Genomic DNA, 17,868 nt, shown 5'->3' with positions numbered 1-17,868 from the left:
TGCAGCTGTTGCTGCTGTACGACGCGCATGTGCATCTGACAGACGGCGAGTATTCTGGCTATATAGGCAACGTAGTTTCCTCGCTCTATGCCATGAACATTGTCGCGTGCTCTGTCGCAGTCGACCTTGCGACTACACAGAAAAGCTTCCAGCTGTTCAACAGCCATAGAAAAGCAGTAAAGCAGTTTGTTGGAATCCACCCAGAGTTTGCGGCAAGCGAAGATCTAGAAAAGTTCGTACATGTGGCAAGGCAGAACATGGCGTCAGTCGACGGAATAGGCGAGATAGGGCTGGACGGCACGTACGAGGCTGAAAGGGGCGTCCCGTACGAACGCCAAAAGAAGGTATTCTACGCCATGCTTGCGCTTGCAGAATCCGCGGGCAAACCGGTGTCGATACACTCCCGGCGCGCCCTTGACGACATACTTGCAATCCTGCCATCCTACCGGCTAAGGGGCGCTCTCCTGCACTGGTTTGCAGGAAGCAAAAAACAGCTTGCCCGGTCTATGGAAATAGGCTTGTACGTGTCGTACGGCCCGGCGCTTGTCTACTCAGACGACAAGAAGGTGCTGCTTGGGCATACGCACAGGGACCGCTTGCTCGTCGAGACAGACGGGCCTATCAGGTATTCCAGGTGCTTTGAGAACAAGCCGGCGCTTCCCACCTCGTTTCTCCCAAGCGTCGTGGCATCTGCGGCCGCGGTCCTGGGCGTTTCGTACGGCGAGGCGGCCGCAATTACGGCCAGAAACACGGAAGCGTTCCTTGGGTCACAACAATTATAAATTATGTCGCACTCGCCTCCTCTGTCTAATGAACCGAATAAAGCGCATTTCCGCCGAGCTTCTTGAGAAGCACCCTAACAAGTTCGGCCTAGAGTTTGACGCTAACAAGAAGGCTCTCAACGAGGTTGCCGTAGTCAAGTCCAAGGTCCTGAGAAACGAGCTTGCTGGCTACATAACCTCCCACCTTCGCAAAAAGGCTGCCCAGGAAAAGGCATCTTCTGCGATGGCTGAAGAGCAAGTCGAAGAAGAGACAGAAGAAGAATCGACCGAAGAATAATGATAAGAATCAGGCTGCTGGGCGGCGCAAAAAAGGCCGTCGGCAGACCTTCTCTCGACCTCGACAGGGAACAGGCGTCTGTCTCCGAGGTCTTGACGTTTTTGCAAGGCATTTCGCAGGAGCCGAGGCTCTTGCAGGCAGGTAACCTCATAATAGCGGTAAACGGCGTCGACTCGCAGGCGCTGTCCGGCCCCGACACCGTCGCCAGAAAAGGCGACACGGTGACCATAGTCACGGTGGTACACGGCGGGATGGATGATGATAATAATTATAGCGTGCTTGTGGCCGGCGTGCGCAACATAGACAGCAAGGATGCCGGCAAGCTGCTTGACAGGCTGCGGGCTGAAAACCCTGGTGTGTTGGTGCAGGCGGCCGACGCGGCCGTAGTCTATGGCAGAGAGCACGTGCTTGGCGTGCTTGGCATCGCCCTTGAAGCGATGGCAAGAAGAATAATGATTGCAAACAGGCCGGAAACCGAGATGCTTTTGCGCCTTGCCTGCACCGACCAGATAGCAGAGGCCATGAAGAGGGCGCGCCTGAGGGAAGGCTCGCCGGGATGCTTTATCGCGTTTTCACCCGACGCGCAGGCGCTGAAAAAATTCGGCGAGCAAATCTCGCAGGAATTTGCTCTCGATGACTCCGTCATCCTGCCAAGCGGCGAAAAAAAGAAGGCGCTTGCAAAGACGACGGGCATCTCTCCAAAAGCCGGCGACGGCGAGTTCCTTGACCTGCTGCTAGAGCGCGCGGCGATACTTGTAAAAAGCTAGTCGCCAGACTCTCGTTTTTCCACAACGGAGCTAAAGAACTTGTCCGGCGTCACGACAGATATGCCGGCGTGCCTGCCCACTATCTCAACGAGCACTATCCAGCCAGGGTTTTCAAGGTCGACCTTTCTCTTTACCTCCTGCGCGACATAGTCGATTATTTCCCGCGAGTGCAGGTCGCAGTGGCGCTTTTCCACCATCACCTTGAACGACGCGTCTTCTGGAATCCTTGCAGCCATCGACCCCACCGCGCCAGAGATGTCCTCAAGCTCCGCAGGCACGACCTTTTCTATCGGGAGTACGCGCATGACGTAGCGGACCTCCCACGGCTCGGAAGCCACCAGCCCCTTTAGTTTTTCGACAACAGTCACGGGATGGATTGACGTCCGGGCAAGGATGATTCCGGCGACTCTGGTTATCTCGACCTCGGCGTCTGGATCGCCAAAGGCATCAAGGAGGTCAAGGATTTCATCAGACGCGTCTTCTTCTCGAAAACGCGGACTGGAGACCAGCAGGTTAAAGTCGTTCATTTTTTTGTCCAAGCACCTTTTCGATTTCGCCTGCGCTTACTGCGCCCTGTCGCGTGATTTTTGGAGGGCCGGTGACGTCGATGATTGTGGATTCGATGCCGATGGGCGCGTTCTTGTCGACGAGAAGGGCGTCATAGCCTTCCAGCGCCACTTTTTGCGCGCTCGTAGGCGCCGGCCTGCCTGACAGGTTTGCGCTCGTCCCTACCAGATACTTGCACATCGAAAGCAGGCCCAGCGTGCACTTGTTTGCCGGGACGCGGACAGCGAGGCTGCGCCTGCCGGCCAGCACCCTGTCAGAAATCTTGGGGTCTGCAAGCGGCGCGACGATAGTAAGCGCCCCCGGCCAGAACTTTTCTGCAAGCGCCCTGCCGGCCTTGCCCAGCTTCACTATTTTCTCTGCGTCTTTCATGCTTGCGGCAAGCACGGGGAGGGGCTTGTCCCCCTGCCTGCCCTTTATAGCAAATATCCGCGCGACTGAAGAGTCGCTGTACGGGTCGCACCCTATTCCGTAGACCGTGTCCGTTGGAAAGACAATCACTCCGCCTTCTTTTACAATAGACGCGCACCGTACCACGCCTTCGGGGCAGTCGAGGATCTCTGTCAACTTGCTATTGCAGCCTCACGATTGCGGCCACGTCCTTTGCGGCCGCCTTTTTCAGTTCGTCTCGGACAGCCCTGGCTACATGCTCTGGCGCGGTGAGGCTTGAAAAGTCCATCAATTTTACCCCGTCCAGTATGTGCACCTGCGGCGCAAGGTCCTTGCCGTTGTCCCGGTGTTCGTGCAGGATTTCGTCTACCTTGTCTGCAACGTCGTCGGGCGCCCCATTGAATATGGCGGCATTGTCCACAGAAAGCCGGACTCGTCCGTACTTGTCAAGGACTAGCACCGGCTGCTTTTTTGATTTTAAGAAGAGTTTTTTCTTGCTCATCTCGCAGGCAAAAATGTGGTAATTCTTCATGTCAAATATCCGCTGGACGCCCTCGTTGACGCCAAACAGCTCGCAGGCAAGCACGTGCGCCTCGCTGTCGCCTATCTCCGGCGCGTTTGCTGTGCCGATGTCAAGCGACACGTTGCCCATCGCAGTCACGCGGAGAAGCGAGCGCTCGCTTATGAACTCTGACTGTATCGTTATCGACTCGGGGAGCGCGCCCCGCTCTAGAGCAGTCTTTTTCACCTGCTCTGCAAGTTCAGAGATGTCCTCCGGCCTTGGGTCGTTCACGGTCTTTTCGACCTCTTCGTGGATCATGGCCGCCGCCACTCCTATCGACGAAATCACCTCCGCGTGGTCGGCTATCTTGTGAGATAGTTGCATCTTGCGGGCGACGTACGGGACCAGCACCGACGCGCCGCCTCCGCCTCCCACAAAGACGATCCTCTCGCGTTTCAGTTTGTACTCCTTTACCATAGGCTCGACTATCTCCAGCACCTTCTTTGCTGAAATGTCAAGTATCATGCCCGCCGCCTGCTCCATCGTCGTGCCAATGCGAGAAGCAAGGATGGACAGCGCTGCTTTTGCGGATTCGACGTTTGCGCGGGCATAGTCGCCTTCCGGCACGAGCCCAAGCGCGTTTGCAGCACACGTGTTTGTTATCGCAAAGCGCTTGCCGCCGGCCTCTATTGCCACATAGTCTATAGGGTCGCCCTCCTTTGGCGAAAACGTGATAATCTGCCCGCCTTCAAGCTCGTCAGGCTGCGCAAAGCAAGAGTACGGCAGGCCGGCAATGTGCGCCGAGCGGGGCCCCACGTCGGTTATCTTGCGTCCGGACCAGCGTACAAGCGAGCCTCCTGCGACGCCGGCCACCCGTACGTCAAGTGACCGTATGCACGTGGGATGCTGCGTTATCGTGACGTACCGTATCTCCGGCCGGCCGTCCTTTATCACGCAGACGTTGGTTGATGTTCCGCCCACCTCGATGAAAACGCCATCGATTACCCGCAGGTGCAAGAGCGCGCCGGCGACGCTTGCCGCCGGCCCTGACAATACAGTGATGATGGGCTTGCTCTGAAACGTGTTCATGTTGGTCACGCCGCCGTCTCCCTTCATGATGAGGACAGGGGCGGTTATGCCCTCGTTTCGCACGGCAGACTCGACAAATTTTGCAGTGCCAGTCGCCTTGGGCAGTATCCCGGCGTTGATTGCCGCCGTAAGCGTCCTTATCTCTAAACCGTAGATACCCGTCAGCTCGTGGCCGGCAGTCGCCGGCATGTCAGACTTTTGCATGACAAACAATTCATTTGAAGGATCGTCTACCCCGTACGCCTCGCTCACGACGATTACCTGCGCGCCCTCCCCTTTCAGTTCAGAAATGGCCTCCTTGACCTGCCCGTCTTCCAGGTATTTTGAAGTGTCGAGGAACCTGTAGCACGTGTGCAGGTACTTGTTTGGCGCAAGCTCAACATCGCGGACGTTGGTGCGCTTTATCACGTTTGACTTTTCAAGGCCGACTCCCATGCCGACGATTCCGACCTTGGCAGTGTCGCCTTCAAGCAGCGCGTTTACGGCCTGAGTCGTGCTGTGCGATATTAGCTCGATTTCCGAGTTTGTGATGGCGTGTCTCTGCATCAAGGTCTTTAATGCCTGGACGATTCCGGTAGAGACGCCCTCGCCGGAAGAGTGCGTCGTAGGCACTGTCACCTTGCCGATTATGCTTCCCTTGGCCATGTCAATTGCGACGGCCTTGGTGAACGTGCCCCCTACGTCTATGCCAACCCTGATCCTTCTTCTTGCTGACGCCTGCATAAGTTGTTAGGCAAACCTAACCCCGCCTACTTGTAATTTAAACCCTGTGCGAAGGGGTTCTGGTAAGTTATCGGGTCATGGCGTATTTCTAAAGGGCTGTTAACTGTCGGGTCATGACGCTATCAATCTGTCCGCAACGGATCATTCGGATGTGCCTGTTTTCTAAACTCTAAAGCCTCTCTATACAACGCCTCAAAACTGCTTGCGAACAAAGGAGAATTACCCTTCATCCGCGCATTCTGAATGTAGTCTTCCATGCAAATCCAGCACTCGATTATGGGTGCCCAAAGGGTGGAGATAATCTGAAGTTGCACGGTCGAATCATAGGAAAATATCATGCCCATCTCATCAAAAGTCGCTCTGACCGTGTTTACTGTCTCTGGAGCGTCACCTTTTCTGTAAATACTCAAGTCACGATCCTGTCTGTATGTATGATATAGCTGATACAATCGTTCTCGGGCTTTAGTCTGTGTCTCATTATTGATCATTTTAAGAGCTTTTTCCAGCTCATCGCGTACGTGTATTATGTCAGCTTTGTTTGCCTTTTTGCTCTCATGCCGATAAGCGGCGATACTGATGACTATGGCAGCAATCGTTCCTAATGCTATCAGAACGTCAGCAATGGATATGTTCCAAAAGCCGGGAGGGAGTGCAAATCCCTGTTCAATTAACTGCTCTGCTGGCATTCTGTATGACTGTGACCCACTTGTTGCTGCCTTCTATTTTAATACCAGCTATCTCCGCGGGTGTCCTTTCCTTCAGTCCTTCATGCGGGCGGAAGTAGTTGTGAAAGAGCTGCAAGCCCGTCAGCAATGGAGTGTCCATCTTTTTGAAGTTGCGGGTTATCTTTTCCCTGTCGCGAATTTCCCCGTTCATCCTTTCCATCTTGTTATTGTTATGGCCGCCTGCTAGGTGTATGTGCTGAATGTGCTGTGTCCTTGGTACCGCGTGGGTAAAGTATTCCTTCATGTACGCGTTGTGGAAATTGGGTGCACCGTCTGCAATCAAAATGTCGGGTTTCTTTCCCGCGATTTGCGTGCCTTCTTTGAGTATCGACCATGCATCCTGTGTGTTACTATTTGCTACTTGCTGCGCTATCCAAAAGCGCGTCTGGTCGTCCATAGAACGGAAAGCTATTTGTATTTGCCCAGATTTTCGAGAACACTGTCCCAATAATCAAATGGGGTGTCAAGATAGTCAAATAGCCATCCCAAATAGTCAAAAAGAAAGAGAAAAAAGTCAAATGCAAATGGGATTGATGTCGACATTTCGTGCAATCTCGCATAGCCATCTTCATCCAAACACGGATTTTGACTAACTGTTCAGACTATATGACTGCCATCTGACTATCATTTGACCGTTGTCTGCCTATTATTATATAGAACAATCCTATAACCGTAGGCCATGCCGGCACGAATACCCGACAACGTCCGCGAAGAGGTCATAAGACGAAGAATCCTGCAGCAAACGTTTGAAAAGATAGCTTCTGACTTGGGGATTTCACACGGCGCTGCGGTGGAAATAGAAAAGCAATGGAGAAAGGAGCTAGGAGTAACTGATGCCAACGCAGTTCTTGACCTCGCCAAGATGATGAAGAAGCTTGGTAGAGGGCCAGCGGATTGTGCTGAAGGGCTAGAGACAGCCATAATTCTGAAGCAATTGGGCGCAAAGCCGGAAGATGTAAAGAAATTCGTCGCTGGGTTGAGCGAGGGACTAATTGCAAAAGGCATACCGGCAAAGGAGGTTGCCGATTCTGTAGCACAAATTACAGAGCTGGCTCAAGGGTTTGGCGTGCGGCCAGAGAAAGTACCCGATCTACTGAAAGAGGCCTTGGAAAGACTGGACGAAACTAAATCCAAACTATTGGAGGCCTCTAATAAGTACGAGGAGGTGAAAAAAAGATTGCAATCGACTCTTGACGCAATGCATACTACAGAGGAAAACCTCTGTATGTGTGTTGAAGTAGAGGACAAGCTCAAAGGGCTTGGGCTATCAATGTCCAAAATTGATGACGTCATAAAAGTGGTACAAAATATCGAAGGTCTAGGCTATGACCCAGCAAAAGTTGCCGCGGCATTTGCTTCAACAGATTCTCTTGTGAAAGAGAAGGATATGCTTGAATCAGAGATTAAATCAACCGAAGACAGTCTTGGGAAATTAACCGAATCGACGAGGAAGCTTCAGGCCGAGTTATCGGCCCTTGATGGCCTAAAGAAAGCTCTCGACAAATTTGTAGCTACAGGATTTAATCAAGAATTACTGGAAAAGCTCTTGCAGATTTTGAACGACGTTGCTGTAGAACGAGGTATTCCGGTCCATGTTATGGCAGGTCATTTTCTCGTTGAAATGGAGTTTGGCTATAATGCTGTCCTAGGTTTCAGAAAGACGTTGACAGATCTAGAAGATAAACTTGCAAGAACGAACGGAGAATATGTTAAAGAACAGACTCAATTTGCAGATTACAAGGATGCAGTAGATTCTTTGAAAACTCTTGCCAAAAAAGGCGTGCAAGAGAAAGACCTCATCTACTGGCACAAGGTGCTCCAGGACCATCCCAAGTTGTTACCAGAAATGCTTACCAATTGCCTAAGAGACTATGGAGACCTTAAAGAAGCAGTCATCTCCTTGGAAAATGTAAGAAAGGATCTTGAATCCAAGCGGGATTCCTTAAGGATTGATATCGAAGCTTTACAAAAAGATAAGGCACGTGCTGCAGAAGAACTAGAAAAGCTGAGAAAGACTGCAAGCGTGGAACTACAGCATCACAAATCCAAACGAGAGGAATTAGAGAAGGCGGAGCAGCAGCTCCTTGAAAAGATGGTCCTGGATGTGATTCAAGAGACAGCCAAAAAGGCACTTGTACTTGGACTGACCCTCCGCGCGACCAAGTCCCCACTGCTGCCAATAATATCGTCAGAAAACGGGGGTTCTCTACCCAAACTCGAAGAATTAGCTATTGCAGCAGTATACGTCCTAAGCCTACTTGAACGACACGTAAGCCCATCTGATCCACTAAGAGGCGATTTGGCAGCGCCTATTGCGGCTATTAGGAAGAGGTTAGGCGGGGAAGGAGCAGCCAGCAGTAGTATTATTATTCCTAGCTAGAGCGTTGCAAGGTGAAACGGATATTTCTTGCTCCACAGACATATTGTCAATAGTGTCGCATTGGCTGCGACTGAGGGTCATGAGCAAGACATCTTGTATCAACCGATAATGTCAATGTCTGCGAAGGGATACTGTTCACTTACCGTCGGTTCTCTGCAGATCATCTCACATACGCGCCAACCTATCCGATGAATAGTCAACAGTACCTCTCAACATCATATCGACGGCAGTCTTCTTGCGTCCTCCATGCCCTGCTTGATAAGATACTCTATAGTTGGAGAAGAGAAATCAAATACTTTGCCGGAAATATCGGAACGGTCATCGTCTGATAATTCTATGCGTACCAGCTTGGTTATCCTGAATCTTCCGTCCAACAGGTGGTCAAAGGTCCTCTGCTTTCCACCCCTGTTCTTACTTAGGGTTCGCTCGCCGAGAAGTTGAAGAATCTTTTTCTCCGTACGTGCCCTATCACTTGAGTCGTTAGTAGCGATCTTGGCAAGTTCCTTTGCCAGCCCGACATAATCCGAAACTATGCCTGCAATTTTTTCGTCGAATTGAGTTCTGTCGTGGTACACTACATCGTTAACTCTGTTGTTTACCGCATCAGGGTCTCTAGGGTAGCCGTCGGTCTTATCAAGGGTTGGAAACATGTTGACAATATAGACTTCCAAGTCAGGTACACTGGATTCAATTATTTCCTTCAGGGTACGACGCTCGTGCGGCCCGCCTGCCCCAGGAGAAGACCCATCATCATTCTTCTTTTTCGGCGACCAGTAATCCCTGTGGGCCTGTAACACCTCTCTGAGAGGAGTGTTGCTGAGGTAGAATCCATCCCAAAAGAATCTTGCCTCCTTTTTGCTTGAAAGGACTTTATCTTTTGTTTCACCGTTCACTTCTTCTTGGGAGATAGTTTCGGTGACTGCTTCCAAGGAGGGAGGCACATACCTCAAAGCGGAGGACATGCTGGTTAGCAGGTGCTCCATTCCCAGTCCATCCTGATAGTAGATAGTATGCCTTTCCCTCTTGCCGTTCGGAAGCTCGTGTTCGTACACGGTTTTCAGCTTGTTATCATCATCGTCGTCGCCTTTTTTGGGATAGCTATCAAATGTCGCAGTCATGCCATCGCGAATGTCGACGCTTACAAACATTAACCGCGGCTCATCCTCCGTTGTCTTTACCCGGTCTCTCTCGAAATTCCAAAATTTCTTGATAGTCTGTACTATGGGATGGTTACCGTAACGTACAAGATAGTTAGAAGGGTTCCAGCCGAATTTGAAGTCTGGCTGGTAGATGGCAGGAGTCAGAACACCGGGTATTCCAAAAAGACCAAACGAATAGAGATACCACGACCAGTAACGCCTGGCTGCCTCCTCCGAAGCCAATGGCCCCCACGTGTCGGGCCAGAGAAAATATGCTGGGAGAAACGGCTCCTGTTCTCTCTGAGAAGAGAATGGCTTGAGCATGTCAGACTCGGCTATCCCTTTCCAAAATTCAATACCATATTCTCTTGCCTTTTCCCACGATTTCCAGGACTCCTTAAAGAATACATTATTTGGCCACAAGGCGATGTCGCTTGCAGTAGCGCGCCAGAAAGCCAAAGGCACTTTGGCCACGCCGTCCCAAGTTTTGTTTCTGACGACATGGTCGACTATAAGGGCCGCGTTAATCGCGCCACCAGAAGTCCCGGCCACTACATCAAACATGTTTCCGGTTCTGCCATCTTCTTTGTCCTTCTTGGACAATCGCTCTGCCAGCGATGCAAAAACGCCCGCTTCATATGCTGCAAGCGCTCCACCTCCTTGAAGGACTAGAACCCTGTGAGGTCTAGAAGAAGGTTTATTCTTTTTTAATGGTGCTTCAGCTGTCGATGTCGCCATCGATTTGGCCGATGATGATGAAGATGAGGACGATGTCATAAGTTCATTCTGCATATGTTATATTTTAGATGTCTTGTCCCCTGACCCCATCTCTTCCGGATATAACTTTCGCATCTCAATGTTGCAGTCTTTATTGGAGCTAATAGACCCGTATAGAAAAGAGCGCTGTATCGCTCGCGTCGGCTGGTTCAGCAAAGGAATGAAACATTATCCGATGATAATAATGCAGTACCCTCACATCACCCGCTGTTTGAACAGAACTTGCGAAGGAGGCCCCGCTGCCCCGTGAGACCAGAAGCGTGCAACAGGATGTCCGGGGCAGCGGGGTACATGACCTTGTCAGACCCCAAGATTAGAGGAAGCCCGACAGAATGTTATAGGGTTTAGATCTGTAATAGATTGCCGGTCAGGAAAAATTGCAGTTTTGCAATTACCTAACAATAATCAGGATTATTCTTGAGTTAGAAAATCACAATTTGAACCAAATGTTCACCGTCTGACGCTTGATAACTCTATAATGACTGCTGAATGGTGGCAAATAACTTGCATACAAGAATTTGCATGGATTTGTTATATAATCGCAAACGCATCAGATGTTCTGAAGATATTTACATTTTCCTTAAATAATTGCCAGTTTTGTTATATTGCGTATGCAAAACAGGACTGATTGTGAGAAATGACATTGGATAACAAACCACGTAAACATAGACACTATCCAGCGATGACAGCAACAGTAGTCGTAGTAGCAGTCGTGGTGCTGACCGCAGCAACTGTAACGGCCCTCCTGTCATTTGGTATGACCGCACAGGCCAATGCGCAGCGCATCATTGTGAAACCAATCTTTCAAGATACGTATCGTGTGAAATTCATCCAAGTGAAGGTTCTCAACGACCACGAGGGCATACTGAGTGGCGACGGCGAATTCAAAATGTTTGGAGGAGCCAATGGCAAACAAATCTTCATAGATACTTGTACTCCTGCGGCCGGCAAAAGTGACTGCGATGGACAAATGAACGACGTGTCCCCTGGCGAAATCGTGAAACTTCCGGCATCAAAGTATGTAGACATCAATGTAGCACCTGGCGGAGCAATTAACGTTGGCGCATACGGAATAGAGGAAGATTGGGAAGGCTGGACGCCACCAAAGTTGCCTACCTGGGCAGAGACTGCCTGCAAACCCATACCGGGTGCCCATTATGTCTGTGATTACTGGCCTCAAATATCAAAGGTAGCTTCGTGGATTGGCGCTCACCTAAACTCAAATGAGAAGCTGGGAGTTGTAAATGTGGCATACACAGCGCCAAACTATCCTGCGGGAAACATCAGCGTACGTTCGAGCACCGGTGACTACATACTTACCTTTAGCATAGAAAAGATAGGAGGCATATCACCTCCACTGGCGAGGCAGCAATAGCATACCCAGATAGAAGAAGGAGAAAAGAGCTAGAAAAAATTACAGGGTTTCTGTTCCTTTTCTCTTTTTTCTTTTTTCCATACCCGCACCTGCTCGCCAGATACTTCATTACAAAAAATAATTATAGAATCTGCTATACTAATCCAAGAACTTTGAGATTTATTGGAAACTTTAAGGTTTAACTGCTATGGAACAATTCCTTAATAGAAATTTAATGTTGTTATAAAATTGCAGCAGAGAATTTCTCTCGAAATAAAGAATTTTAGTGGATACAATGCAGTGATTTTTTCTTGGCAGCCACTGTGATTGCGTCGGCAATAGTGCCTGCTGTAGGCGCTAACTGGCAAAGACCCTACGCGTCTTCTGGCTGGTCTGAACCGGAGATATTGGACGGCACTGCCACAGAGGATGCGCCCGCCCTTGCAACCTTTGAAGGGCAGCTGTACTTGCCAAGGAGAATGTAGGAGACGACACGAGAATATCTTGGTCCGCGTTCAGCTGACGAGGAACATAACGCTGTCCGGGCTTGATCGGCTCTTGTGTATCCTTTCAAGCCCAGAGCGCAGAGTACCAGAAATGCAAAGCATAGTCACAGCCACGTCATTGTCATGTCGTGGCTCGACTTTTTTTCCAATATTGTTGCAGGTCAGTCGCCGGGCCTTCGCGTGAGGACAAACTCGCAGTAGTCGTCGCCGGCAGTCACGCATTTTGTTTCCAGGCAGTTATAGCCCGTTGAAAACGCCCCTTCTGCCAGCCCTGCAAGCAGCCCGGACAAAAAAAAGCAGCCAGGGTTGCCGGTCTCGCTCTTGGCCGCCTTTGCAAAGAAACTATTATAGACTCGGACTGTTGCCTTGCGCGCAGGCGCGCCGTCCTTTAATTTCAGTTCAGACACCTCAAACCTGCCCCAGCCGGACACCATGACATAATAGGTAAAGAGGTCGATGACGTTTCCATGGGCCCCGGTCTGGCTCTTGCCCTGATATCCCATGTCAAAACCGTATTCCAGCCCCAGCTCGTACATTACCAGGGGCCCGGCGTCCTTCAGCAGGTCTAGGATAGAAGAACGTATCTTGTTCCAGAACCTTTCGTTTACCAGTATTGCACGGCAGTTAAACGCCGAATCTTCTATGACCTTGGTTTTCTTGGAAAAGTGGTAAAAGGGGTTTTCTTCAGACCCTAGACTAATGGGGTCGGCAGGCCCTCCAGACAGACGAGGCTGGCGCACTACTATAATTAAAGTATAGTCTTATATAAGAACTATACTGCGCAAATTCTATTACTTTTTTCAATTACAAATGATTCAGAATACGGAAATAGCGCTATTTGTGTAGATATTTTATATAATCTCCTTTATATCCGAATTTACTATAAAGATATTGCTTTAATAATAAGTTAAGACTCTTCTGTAAAGGAGATCAGTATGAAGTCTCCTATAGCTCTAAGCGAAATAGACCGCAAGATCCTAAAGAGTCTGGTTGCCCCGGACGGCAGGGCATCATCGTCAAGGATGATGTCGGAGCAGCTAGGGATTCCGCAGACGACCTTGCAACGGCGGAGGAAGAGGCTTGAGGAGTTTACCAGCAAGCAGTGCTTTCTCAACCTGAGCAAGTTTGGCTGGAGAAAGGTGGAATTTCTCCTTTCTACCAACAGCGGCAAGACGATGGACATTGCCAATATCCTACTTCAAAGGGATGAAGTTATGTACGTCAGCAGGAACATAGGCGAGCGCACGATAGACCTGAGGGTCAAGACGATAGTCAGGACAAACGCGGAAATTGCAAGCCTCCTTGAGACGATAAAGGGCATTGAGGGGGTCAAGGACGCCGTGTGGACGGAAACCGTCCAGGTCATCGGAAAAAAGGACCAGATCCCGGACTCCATCATGTCGCAACTGTAGGTCCAGCTGTACGTGCAGCTACGTTTCTTTCTTGGACTTGCCCAGTTCCATCTGAGGAGCCAACGGCTTTTGGCTCAGGTAGAACCTGTATTTGTGGTCGACCATCTTGGCAGCCGATACTATGCTGGAATCCAGCGCGTTCTTGGCCACTGACAGGAACATTTCTGTGTCTTTCGGCAGGCAGTGGCCGCCTATCCCTTCCCGGGCTTCGAGGATCTTGATGTTCCACTTTGTATTGACCGCCTTTCTCAACTCCTCAAAGTCGACACCGGCAGAGTCGCTCACCATCCTGAGCTCTTCTGCAAATGCGATTTCAAGGAACCTGTAGGAATTTTCCACTATCTTGGTCATCTCGGCGACCTCGATGGAGCTCACTTCGTGAAGGGATATTCCAAGCATCCCGCCGTAGAACTTTTTCCCTTCGGCCACGCAGCAGGGCTCGCACCCGCCGATGACACGTGTCTGGTTCACGCCGTGGTCCTGCCTTTCGGGACCGTAGTACCTGTGGGGCACGTGCACAACGTGCATCCTATGGTTCAGAAGCGCAAGCACCTTTCTCGAAGTGCCTTTCGGAACGGTGCTGTCTATTCCCACGAGCGCGCCCTGCTTGCCTTCCGTTGCTATCCTGTACGCGACTTCCATTATGCCGTCCTGGTACGGTGTGAACATGTCGTTTGGCTGGTGGGTGGAGATGCAGATAACGTAATAATCATAACCGGAAAAGTCTTTGGCTTTTTTGTCGATTATGCCAGCGTTCATGGCACGCTCGACTGCTTTTTCCGAAATGTCAAAGCCGTCCACGCGCAGTCCAATCGAGTGTAGGTATTCCGCGTTGCTGTACCCTATTTGCCCTAGACCTATGACGAGTATCTTTTTGTTTTTGTCGTGACCGTTGTTGATGTCGTTGTTGTTGTTGCTCTCATGATGCATGTAGCTTCGCGACTACTAGTCGATTTTCGTATGAAAGACTGATGACCGGATTTTCACACAATGGTGCTCTTTGCAGTCAAAGGCGCCCAAGCATGTGACTGTTTTTGTCAGATTGCTATAAAGAAAACCCGAGAAATGCCCAAAGATAAAGCCCAAATGACACATGTTTAACATCGCTCTAGAACAGAAATACGAAAAAAACCGGCGGGATAGTCCGCAAGGGATCGTCTGTCGGGCAGTCGGCCAAGCAGCCGCTGGTTTAACTGCTGGTGTCGTCGTTCAGGATCTGGCTGGCCGCCAGGGACGCCTTGAGGAACGCCTTGCCCTTGTCTGTCGAGACCCATCTCCTGTCTTCTTCCCGTATGAGTTTCTTTTCAAGGAGGTACTTGTGGTAGAACTGCAACTGAGCGTAACTGAGACGGGATTTGTACATTATCGCAGTCCTGCTTTCTGGTTCATCGAGGCCGGAGAGGATCTCCATCAGTATTTCATCTCTGCTGCGGTTTTTCATGTACATGTTTCTAATCAGATTATGAATAGGTCGATTCTAAGTGATATGGTCATTTTTGTCGCCAAGAATTGACGAAATAAACGCCGGTAATACGTATAATGACTGCAGATACCATTTTTGTAGTACAATAATGGACGCGGCTTTTGTAATCAGCGTGCAGTAAAAAGAGCTGCAAGCTGCGGTGTCTTTTTTACTTGCAGAAGGCAAATCGCGGTGTTGCATACAGAGCAGGACTGCACACCACAATCAAGCAGTGTTGAAGCTCGCAGGCCCGTCCAGCCAGACGGTGCCATGGTCAGAGCTGGACGGTCACGTTTGTAGTCAGCCAGTACATCTTGCCTGCGTTGTCCGTGACTCGCACGATCACCTGGTGGGGGCCGTTGGTCGTAAACGTCAGATCGTGCGACCACGCAGACCAGTCGCCGGGCGCTTTCGGGTCGGCTTGGCCGTATCCAGAGAGGTCGGTCCTCACTTCCACCTTCTGCACCCCTCCTCCTGCTTCAAAGTGGGTGGCAGTGCCTGTCACATGAAGTGTGGCTCCGACTATCGCGCCTTCAGTAATGCTCGTGCTTATCTTGTCCTCCGTGAACTCGATGGTAAACGTCACCACCTTCCACTTGCTATTCCCCATGCCATCCGTGGCTTTTACTAGGATGGTTTTCTCTCCCTCGGTGGTGAACTTGATGCCATCGTAGCTCCAGCTAGACCAGTTGTTTGGTTCTGTCGGCGTGGCCATGCGGTAACCGGTCAGGCCCCACGTGGCTGTCCACCTTACCTCGACGCGTGCAATGTTGCTTGCGTCAGAAGCGGTGCCCGTAACCTTGACAAACACGCCTGACGAAGAGCCGGATGCTTTCGGTCCGATTGGAGAGGTGATTTTCAGTTCCGGTCCAATGATATCGCCTCCCGGCGCCGATGACGACCCGGGCATCATGTTTGAACTAGAGTGGATTTTAGTGATTTCAAGAGGCACCGTGCACATGGCTTTGCCGAGGTTTCCGTCAAAGGTCGCGGTGACGTTATATATTCCCGGTGCAATGCCAGACAAGTTGACAGCAGTCGCGGTGGTCCCATCAGTCTGAGTCACGGAAGAAAAAGAATAGCCACCGGGCGACACTTGCCACGCGATTGTCTGACCAGCCGCAGGCTGCAGACTAGAGTCAAGAAGGATTGCCGACCAGTTTAGCTGCGAATCTTGCGGGACGCTTGCCGGCACCGAGCAATCGAGGACCGGCTGTGCAGGCAGGATTGTTTTCGGCTCAACAGCAGCGTCTGGGTCTGGCTGAGGCAAACTGGCTACAGAGCTGTCAACCATGTCGACAAGAGTCAGGCCGTCGTTGATTGCGGGTTCTTCATTCTCTCCTGTCTGCGCAATCGGCGTCGTTGTGCTTTCCTGCGTTATATTGTTCTGCTCACGGGCGGAGCCTTCTTGCGGCACGCCGGGCGTTTCGTTGATGAGAACAGGTGTGGAATTATTATTATTGCTTGAAGATAATACAGGGATCGGTGCCTTGTCCTTCATATAAGGTCCGTATACAATCAGCCCAAGTACGACACTGACAGCCACGACAACTGAGCATATCGCTGCTTTGTCACCATTTGCGAGTGCCATAGTCATATTGTTTCTAGATTCTCATGATAAGCGTTGGAGCCGGAACCGCGAAATTGATTGAAATTATGAACCGGATAGCATAACAAAGTTTGGTAAAAAACTCATAGAAGCGCGCATTTTCTGGTCTTCACGTGCAATAACGATGCAGAAAGACGATTGTGCATGAACAATCAGAAATAGAAACGACAGAAGTACACATGCGCGTGTGGTGTACGCAGCATGTACTTGCCTGTCAGTCAGTCGGCTTCAATAACGCGTTCGGCAAAATCAGTGTTCTTGCCCATCGGCTCTATGAGCTCTATCCAGAATACGTTTCCGACGCCGTTAATGGATTTCATTTTTTCTACCATATTGAGAAGCTCGGCGTTGTTTCGAAAGATTATCTCCACCATCAGGTCAGCCGAGTTCTCGCCGAGGATTCGGTTGACAGACTTGACGCCATCCGATAGCGAAAGTATCTCCTTTCCTACCGCGGCAGTCATCCCATTCCTGGTGGATATGAACAAAGTAGCCGTCCTCCATCCGAACCTTTCCACTTTTAGCGTGTACGACATTTCAAGCAGGTTTGCCTCCAGCCGCTTGCGCCTGCGCTGCACCGTGCTGAGCGGTATGTCCAGCTCTTTTGAGAGTGTGAGCGACGACACGCCGCCGGTGGACGACAGCAGCGCCTTGAGGATTTTCTTGTCCACTGTGGAGAGGATGGGCGCGCTGCCAGGGCTTCCGCTGTGGACTTTGGGGTACCTTTGCTCTGTGGCGGCTGTCTTGATGTTCTCAAGCAGACGCGCCAGTGTATTTGTGGGCACGGAGCTGAATACATTGTCCGTGACGCCCATCTCTCGGAATTCTGCAAGGATCTCATCTCTGGAAGTCTTTTTGTTGTTATTGAATGGCGAAGCCTCGTGCTTTATCATTTCAGCAACATCCTCCTCGCGACTCTCTAGCATCCCCTGGTTCACGAAAGGGTTCTTTAGGATAGCCGACGAGTCGTTTTCACGCTTCATGTCCTACCAGTAGCCGGCTGTAGATAAAAGTCAGACTTCCTTTTCAAGCGGCCTGAATGAGTAAAATAACCAGCATCTTTAATTTTGGCAGAGAAAAAAACCATTTTGTATTTACTTTTATGGTTGTCCAGTAAGTGCTATGTTAAATAGAATTGGTGCATAGACGGGATTATTCATTATGACACTATTTCGCGGGATTTGCCCTCAAAGTATCAACATATAGCGACTAATAAAAACTTGTTCCGGAAAATACAAGCTTGTTCATGCTCCGGAAAACCTGCACGCCTGATGTTTTTGACTGACAGAATAGTTTAACCGCATACCAGCCTAGAATTGATGCGAAATAACCACAAACTTGAGGCTTGATGGGCTACAGGGGAATATACTTTCTATAGAAATACCTTCCGTAATATGATACTAGCCAACA

At 50.3% G+C, this 17,868-nt stretch carries 18 protein-coding genes; 7 read left to right on the top strand and 11 right to left on the bottom strand.

What is annotated here, in order from left to right; translation table 11 throughout:
- The first annotated feature begins 8 nt into the window (after positions 1-8).
- The 3 genes from ACYOR7_RS03330 to cgi121 are packed head-to-tail and all read left to right on the top strand — an operon-like array spanning position 9 to position 1,826.
- A complete protein-coding gene (locus tag ACYOR7_RS03330; RefSeq protein WP_479913109.1) occupies positions 9-782 on the top strand; it encodes a TatD family hydrolase in 774 nt (257 codons plus the stop codon).
- A 28-nt stretch (positions 783-810) separates the two neighbouring features.
- Positions 811-1,059, top strand: coding sequence for a hypothetical protein (locus ACYOR7_RS03325; RefSeq protein WP_294808158.1), 249 nt, complete (start codon positions 811-813; stop codon positions 1,057-1,059).
- On the top strand, positions 1,059-1,826 hold the full coding sequence (gene cgi121, locus ACYOR7_RS03320) for a KEOPS complex subunit Cgi121 (RefSeq protein WP_479913108.1): 768 nt from the start codon (positions 1,059-1,061) through the stop codon (positions 1,824-1,826). Before ACYOR7_RS03325 ends, cgi121 begins: the two co-directional genes overlap by 1 nt.
- On the opposite strand, the gene ACYOR7_RS03315 is transcribed toward cgi121, so the two are convergent.
- From ACYOR7_RS03315 to ACYOR7_RS03295, 5 genes are all read right to left on the bottom strand, one after another.
- Positions 1,823-2,353, bottom strand: coding sequence for a THUMP domain-containing protein (locus tag ACYOR7_RS03315; protein WP_479913107.1), 531 nt, complete (start codon positions 2,351-2,353; stop codon positions 1,823-1,825). The genes cgi121 and ACYOR7_RS03315 overlap by 4 nt on opposite strands.
- Entirely contained in the window at positions 2,340-2,957 is a 618-nt protein-coding gene (locus ACYOR7_RS03310; RefSeq protein ID WP_479913106.1) for an L-threonylcarbamoyladenylate synthase, read from the bottom strand. Before ACYOR7_RS03310 ends, ACYOR7_RS03315 begins: the two co-directional genes overlap by 14 nt.
- Positions 2,958-2,961: 4 nt before the next feature.
- Positions 2,962-5,094 carry a hydantoinase/oxoprolinase family protein gene (locus ACYOR7_RS03305; protein WP_479913105.1) on the bottom strand — a complete coding sequence of 711 codons (2,133 nt, stop codon included), beginning with the start codon at positions 5,092-5,094 and terminating at the stop codon, positions 2,962-2,964.
- A 122-nt stretch (positions 5,095-5,216) separates the two neighbouring features.
- Positions 5,217-5,780: a hypothetical protein gene (locus ACYOR7_RS03300; protein WP_479913104.1), complete on the bottom strand. Its 564-nt coding sequence runs from the start codon at positions 5,778-5,780 to the stop codon at positions 5,217-5,219.
- The gene (locus tag ACYOR7_RS03295) at positions 5,758-6,267 is read right to left on the bottom strand and encodes a DDE-type integrase/transposase/recombinase (RefSeq protein WP_479913103.1); all 510 of its coding nucleotides are present in this window, start codon (positions 6,265-6,267) and stop codon (positions 5,758-5,760) included. Before ACYOR7_RS03295 ends, ACYOR7_RS03300 begins: the two co-directional genes overlap by 23 nt.
- A gap of 231 nt (positions 6,268-6,498) precedes the next feature.
- On the opposite strand from ACYOR7_RS03295, the gene ACYOR7_RS03290 reads away from it, so the two are divergent.
- A complete protein-coding gene (locus ACYOR7_RS03290; protein WP_479913102.1) occupies positions 6,499-8,199 on the top strand; it encodes a hypothetical protein in 1,701 nt (566 codons plus the stop codon).
- 215 nt (positions 8,200-8,414) lie between these two features.
- Here the strand turns inward: ACYOR7_RS03290 and ACYOR7_RS03285 are convergent, their stop codons facing one another.
- Positions 8,415-10,115, bottom strand: a complete 1,701-nt coding sequence (locus ACYOR7_RS03285) for a patatin-like phospholipase family protein (RefSeq protein WP_479913101.1) — start codon at positions 10,113-10,115, stop codon at positions 8,415-8,417.
- A 682-nt stretch (positions 10,116-10,797) separates the two neighbouring features.
- On the opposite strand from ACYOR7_RS03285, the gene ACYOR7_RS03280 reads away from it, so the two are divergent.
- Both ACYOR7_RS03280 and ACYOR7_RS03275 read left to right on the top strand, forming a co-directional pair.
- Positions 10,798-11,490: a hypothetical protein gene (locus ACYOR7_RS03280; RefSeq protein WP_479913100.1), complete on the top strand. Its 693-nt coding sequence runs from the start codon at positions 10,798-10,800 to the stop codon at positions 11,488-11,490.
- A 290-nt stretch (positions 11,491-11,780) separates the two neighbouring features.
- Positions 11,781-11,954 (top strand): hypothetical protein, encoded by a 174-nt coding sequence (locus ACYOR7_RS03275; RefSeq protein WP_479913099.1) that lies wholly within the window; start codon positions 11,781-11,783, stop codon positions 11,952-11,954.
- Between the two features lie 182 nt (positions 11,955-12,136).
- Here the strand turns inward: ACYOR7_RS03275 and ACYOR7_RS03270 are convergent, their stop codons facing one another.
- Complete coding sequence (locus ACYOR7_RS03270) at positions 12,137-12,715, bottom strand: V4R domain-containing protein (protein ID WP_294806853.1); 579 nt, start codon at positions 12,713-12,715, stop codon at positions 12,137-12,139.
- 195 nt (positions 12,716-12,910) lie between these two features.
- On the opposite strand from ACYOR7_RS03270, the gene ACYOR7_RS03265 reads away from it, so the two are divergent.
- Positions 12,911-13,387: an Lrp/AsnC family transcriptional regulator gene (locus tag ACYOR7_RS03265; protein WP_479913098.1), complete on the top strand. Its 477-nt coding sequence runs from the start codon at positions 12,911-12,913 to the stop codon at positions 13,385-13,387.
- An 18-nt stretch (positions 13,388-13,405) separates the two neighbouring features.
- Here ACYOR7_RS03265 and ACYOR7_RS03260 read toward each other — a convergent pair whose 3' ends face one another.
- From ACYOR7_RS03260 to ACYOR7_RS03245, 4 genes are all read right to left on the bottom strand, one after another.
- Positions 13,406-14,317 carry an NAD(P)-binding domain-containing protein gene (locus ACYOR7_RS03260; protein ID WP_479913097.1) on the bottom strand — a complete coding sequence of 304 codons (912 nt, stop codon included), beginning with the start codon at positions 14,315-14,317 and terminating at the stop codon, positions 13,406-13,408.
- A 259-nt stretch (positions 14,318-14,576) separates the two neighbouring features.
- Entirely contained in the window at positions 14,577-14,828 is a 252-nt protein-coding gene (sso10a, locus tag ACYOR7_RS03255) for an Sso10a family chromatin protein (protein ID WP_294806845.1), read from the bottom strand.
- Between the two features lie 295 nt (positions 14,829-15,123).
- Complete coding sequence (locus ACYOR7_RS03250; protein WP_479913096.1) at positions 15,124-16,350, bottom strand: hypothetical protein; 1,227 nt, start codon at positions 16,348-16,350, stop codon at positions 15,124-15,126.
- A gap of 326 nt (positions 16,351-16,676) precedes the next feature.
- The gene (locus ACYOR7_RS03245; protein ID WP_294806839.1) at positions 16,677-17,441 is read right to left on the bottom strand and encodes an Lrp/AsnC family transcriptional regulator; all 765 of its coding nucleotides are present in this window, start codon (positions 17,439-17,441) and stop codon (positions 16,677-16,679) included.
- Positions 17,442-17,868 lie beyond the last annotated feature (427 nt).

The sequence above is a fragment of the Candidatus Nitrososphaera sp. 86-2 genome, assembly GCF_056726185.1.
This window is presented reverse-complemented; position numbering and strand designations above follow the sequence as displayed.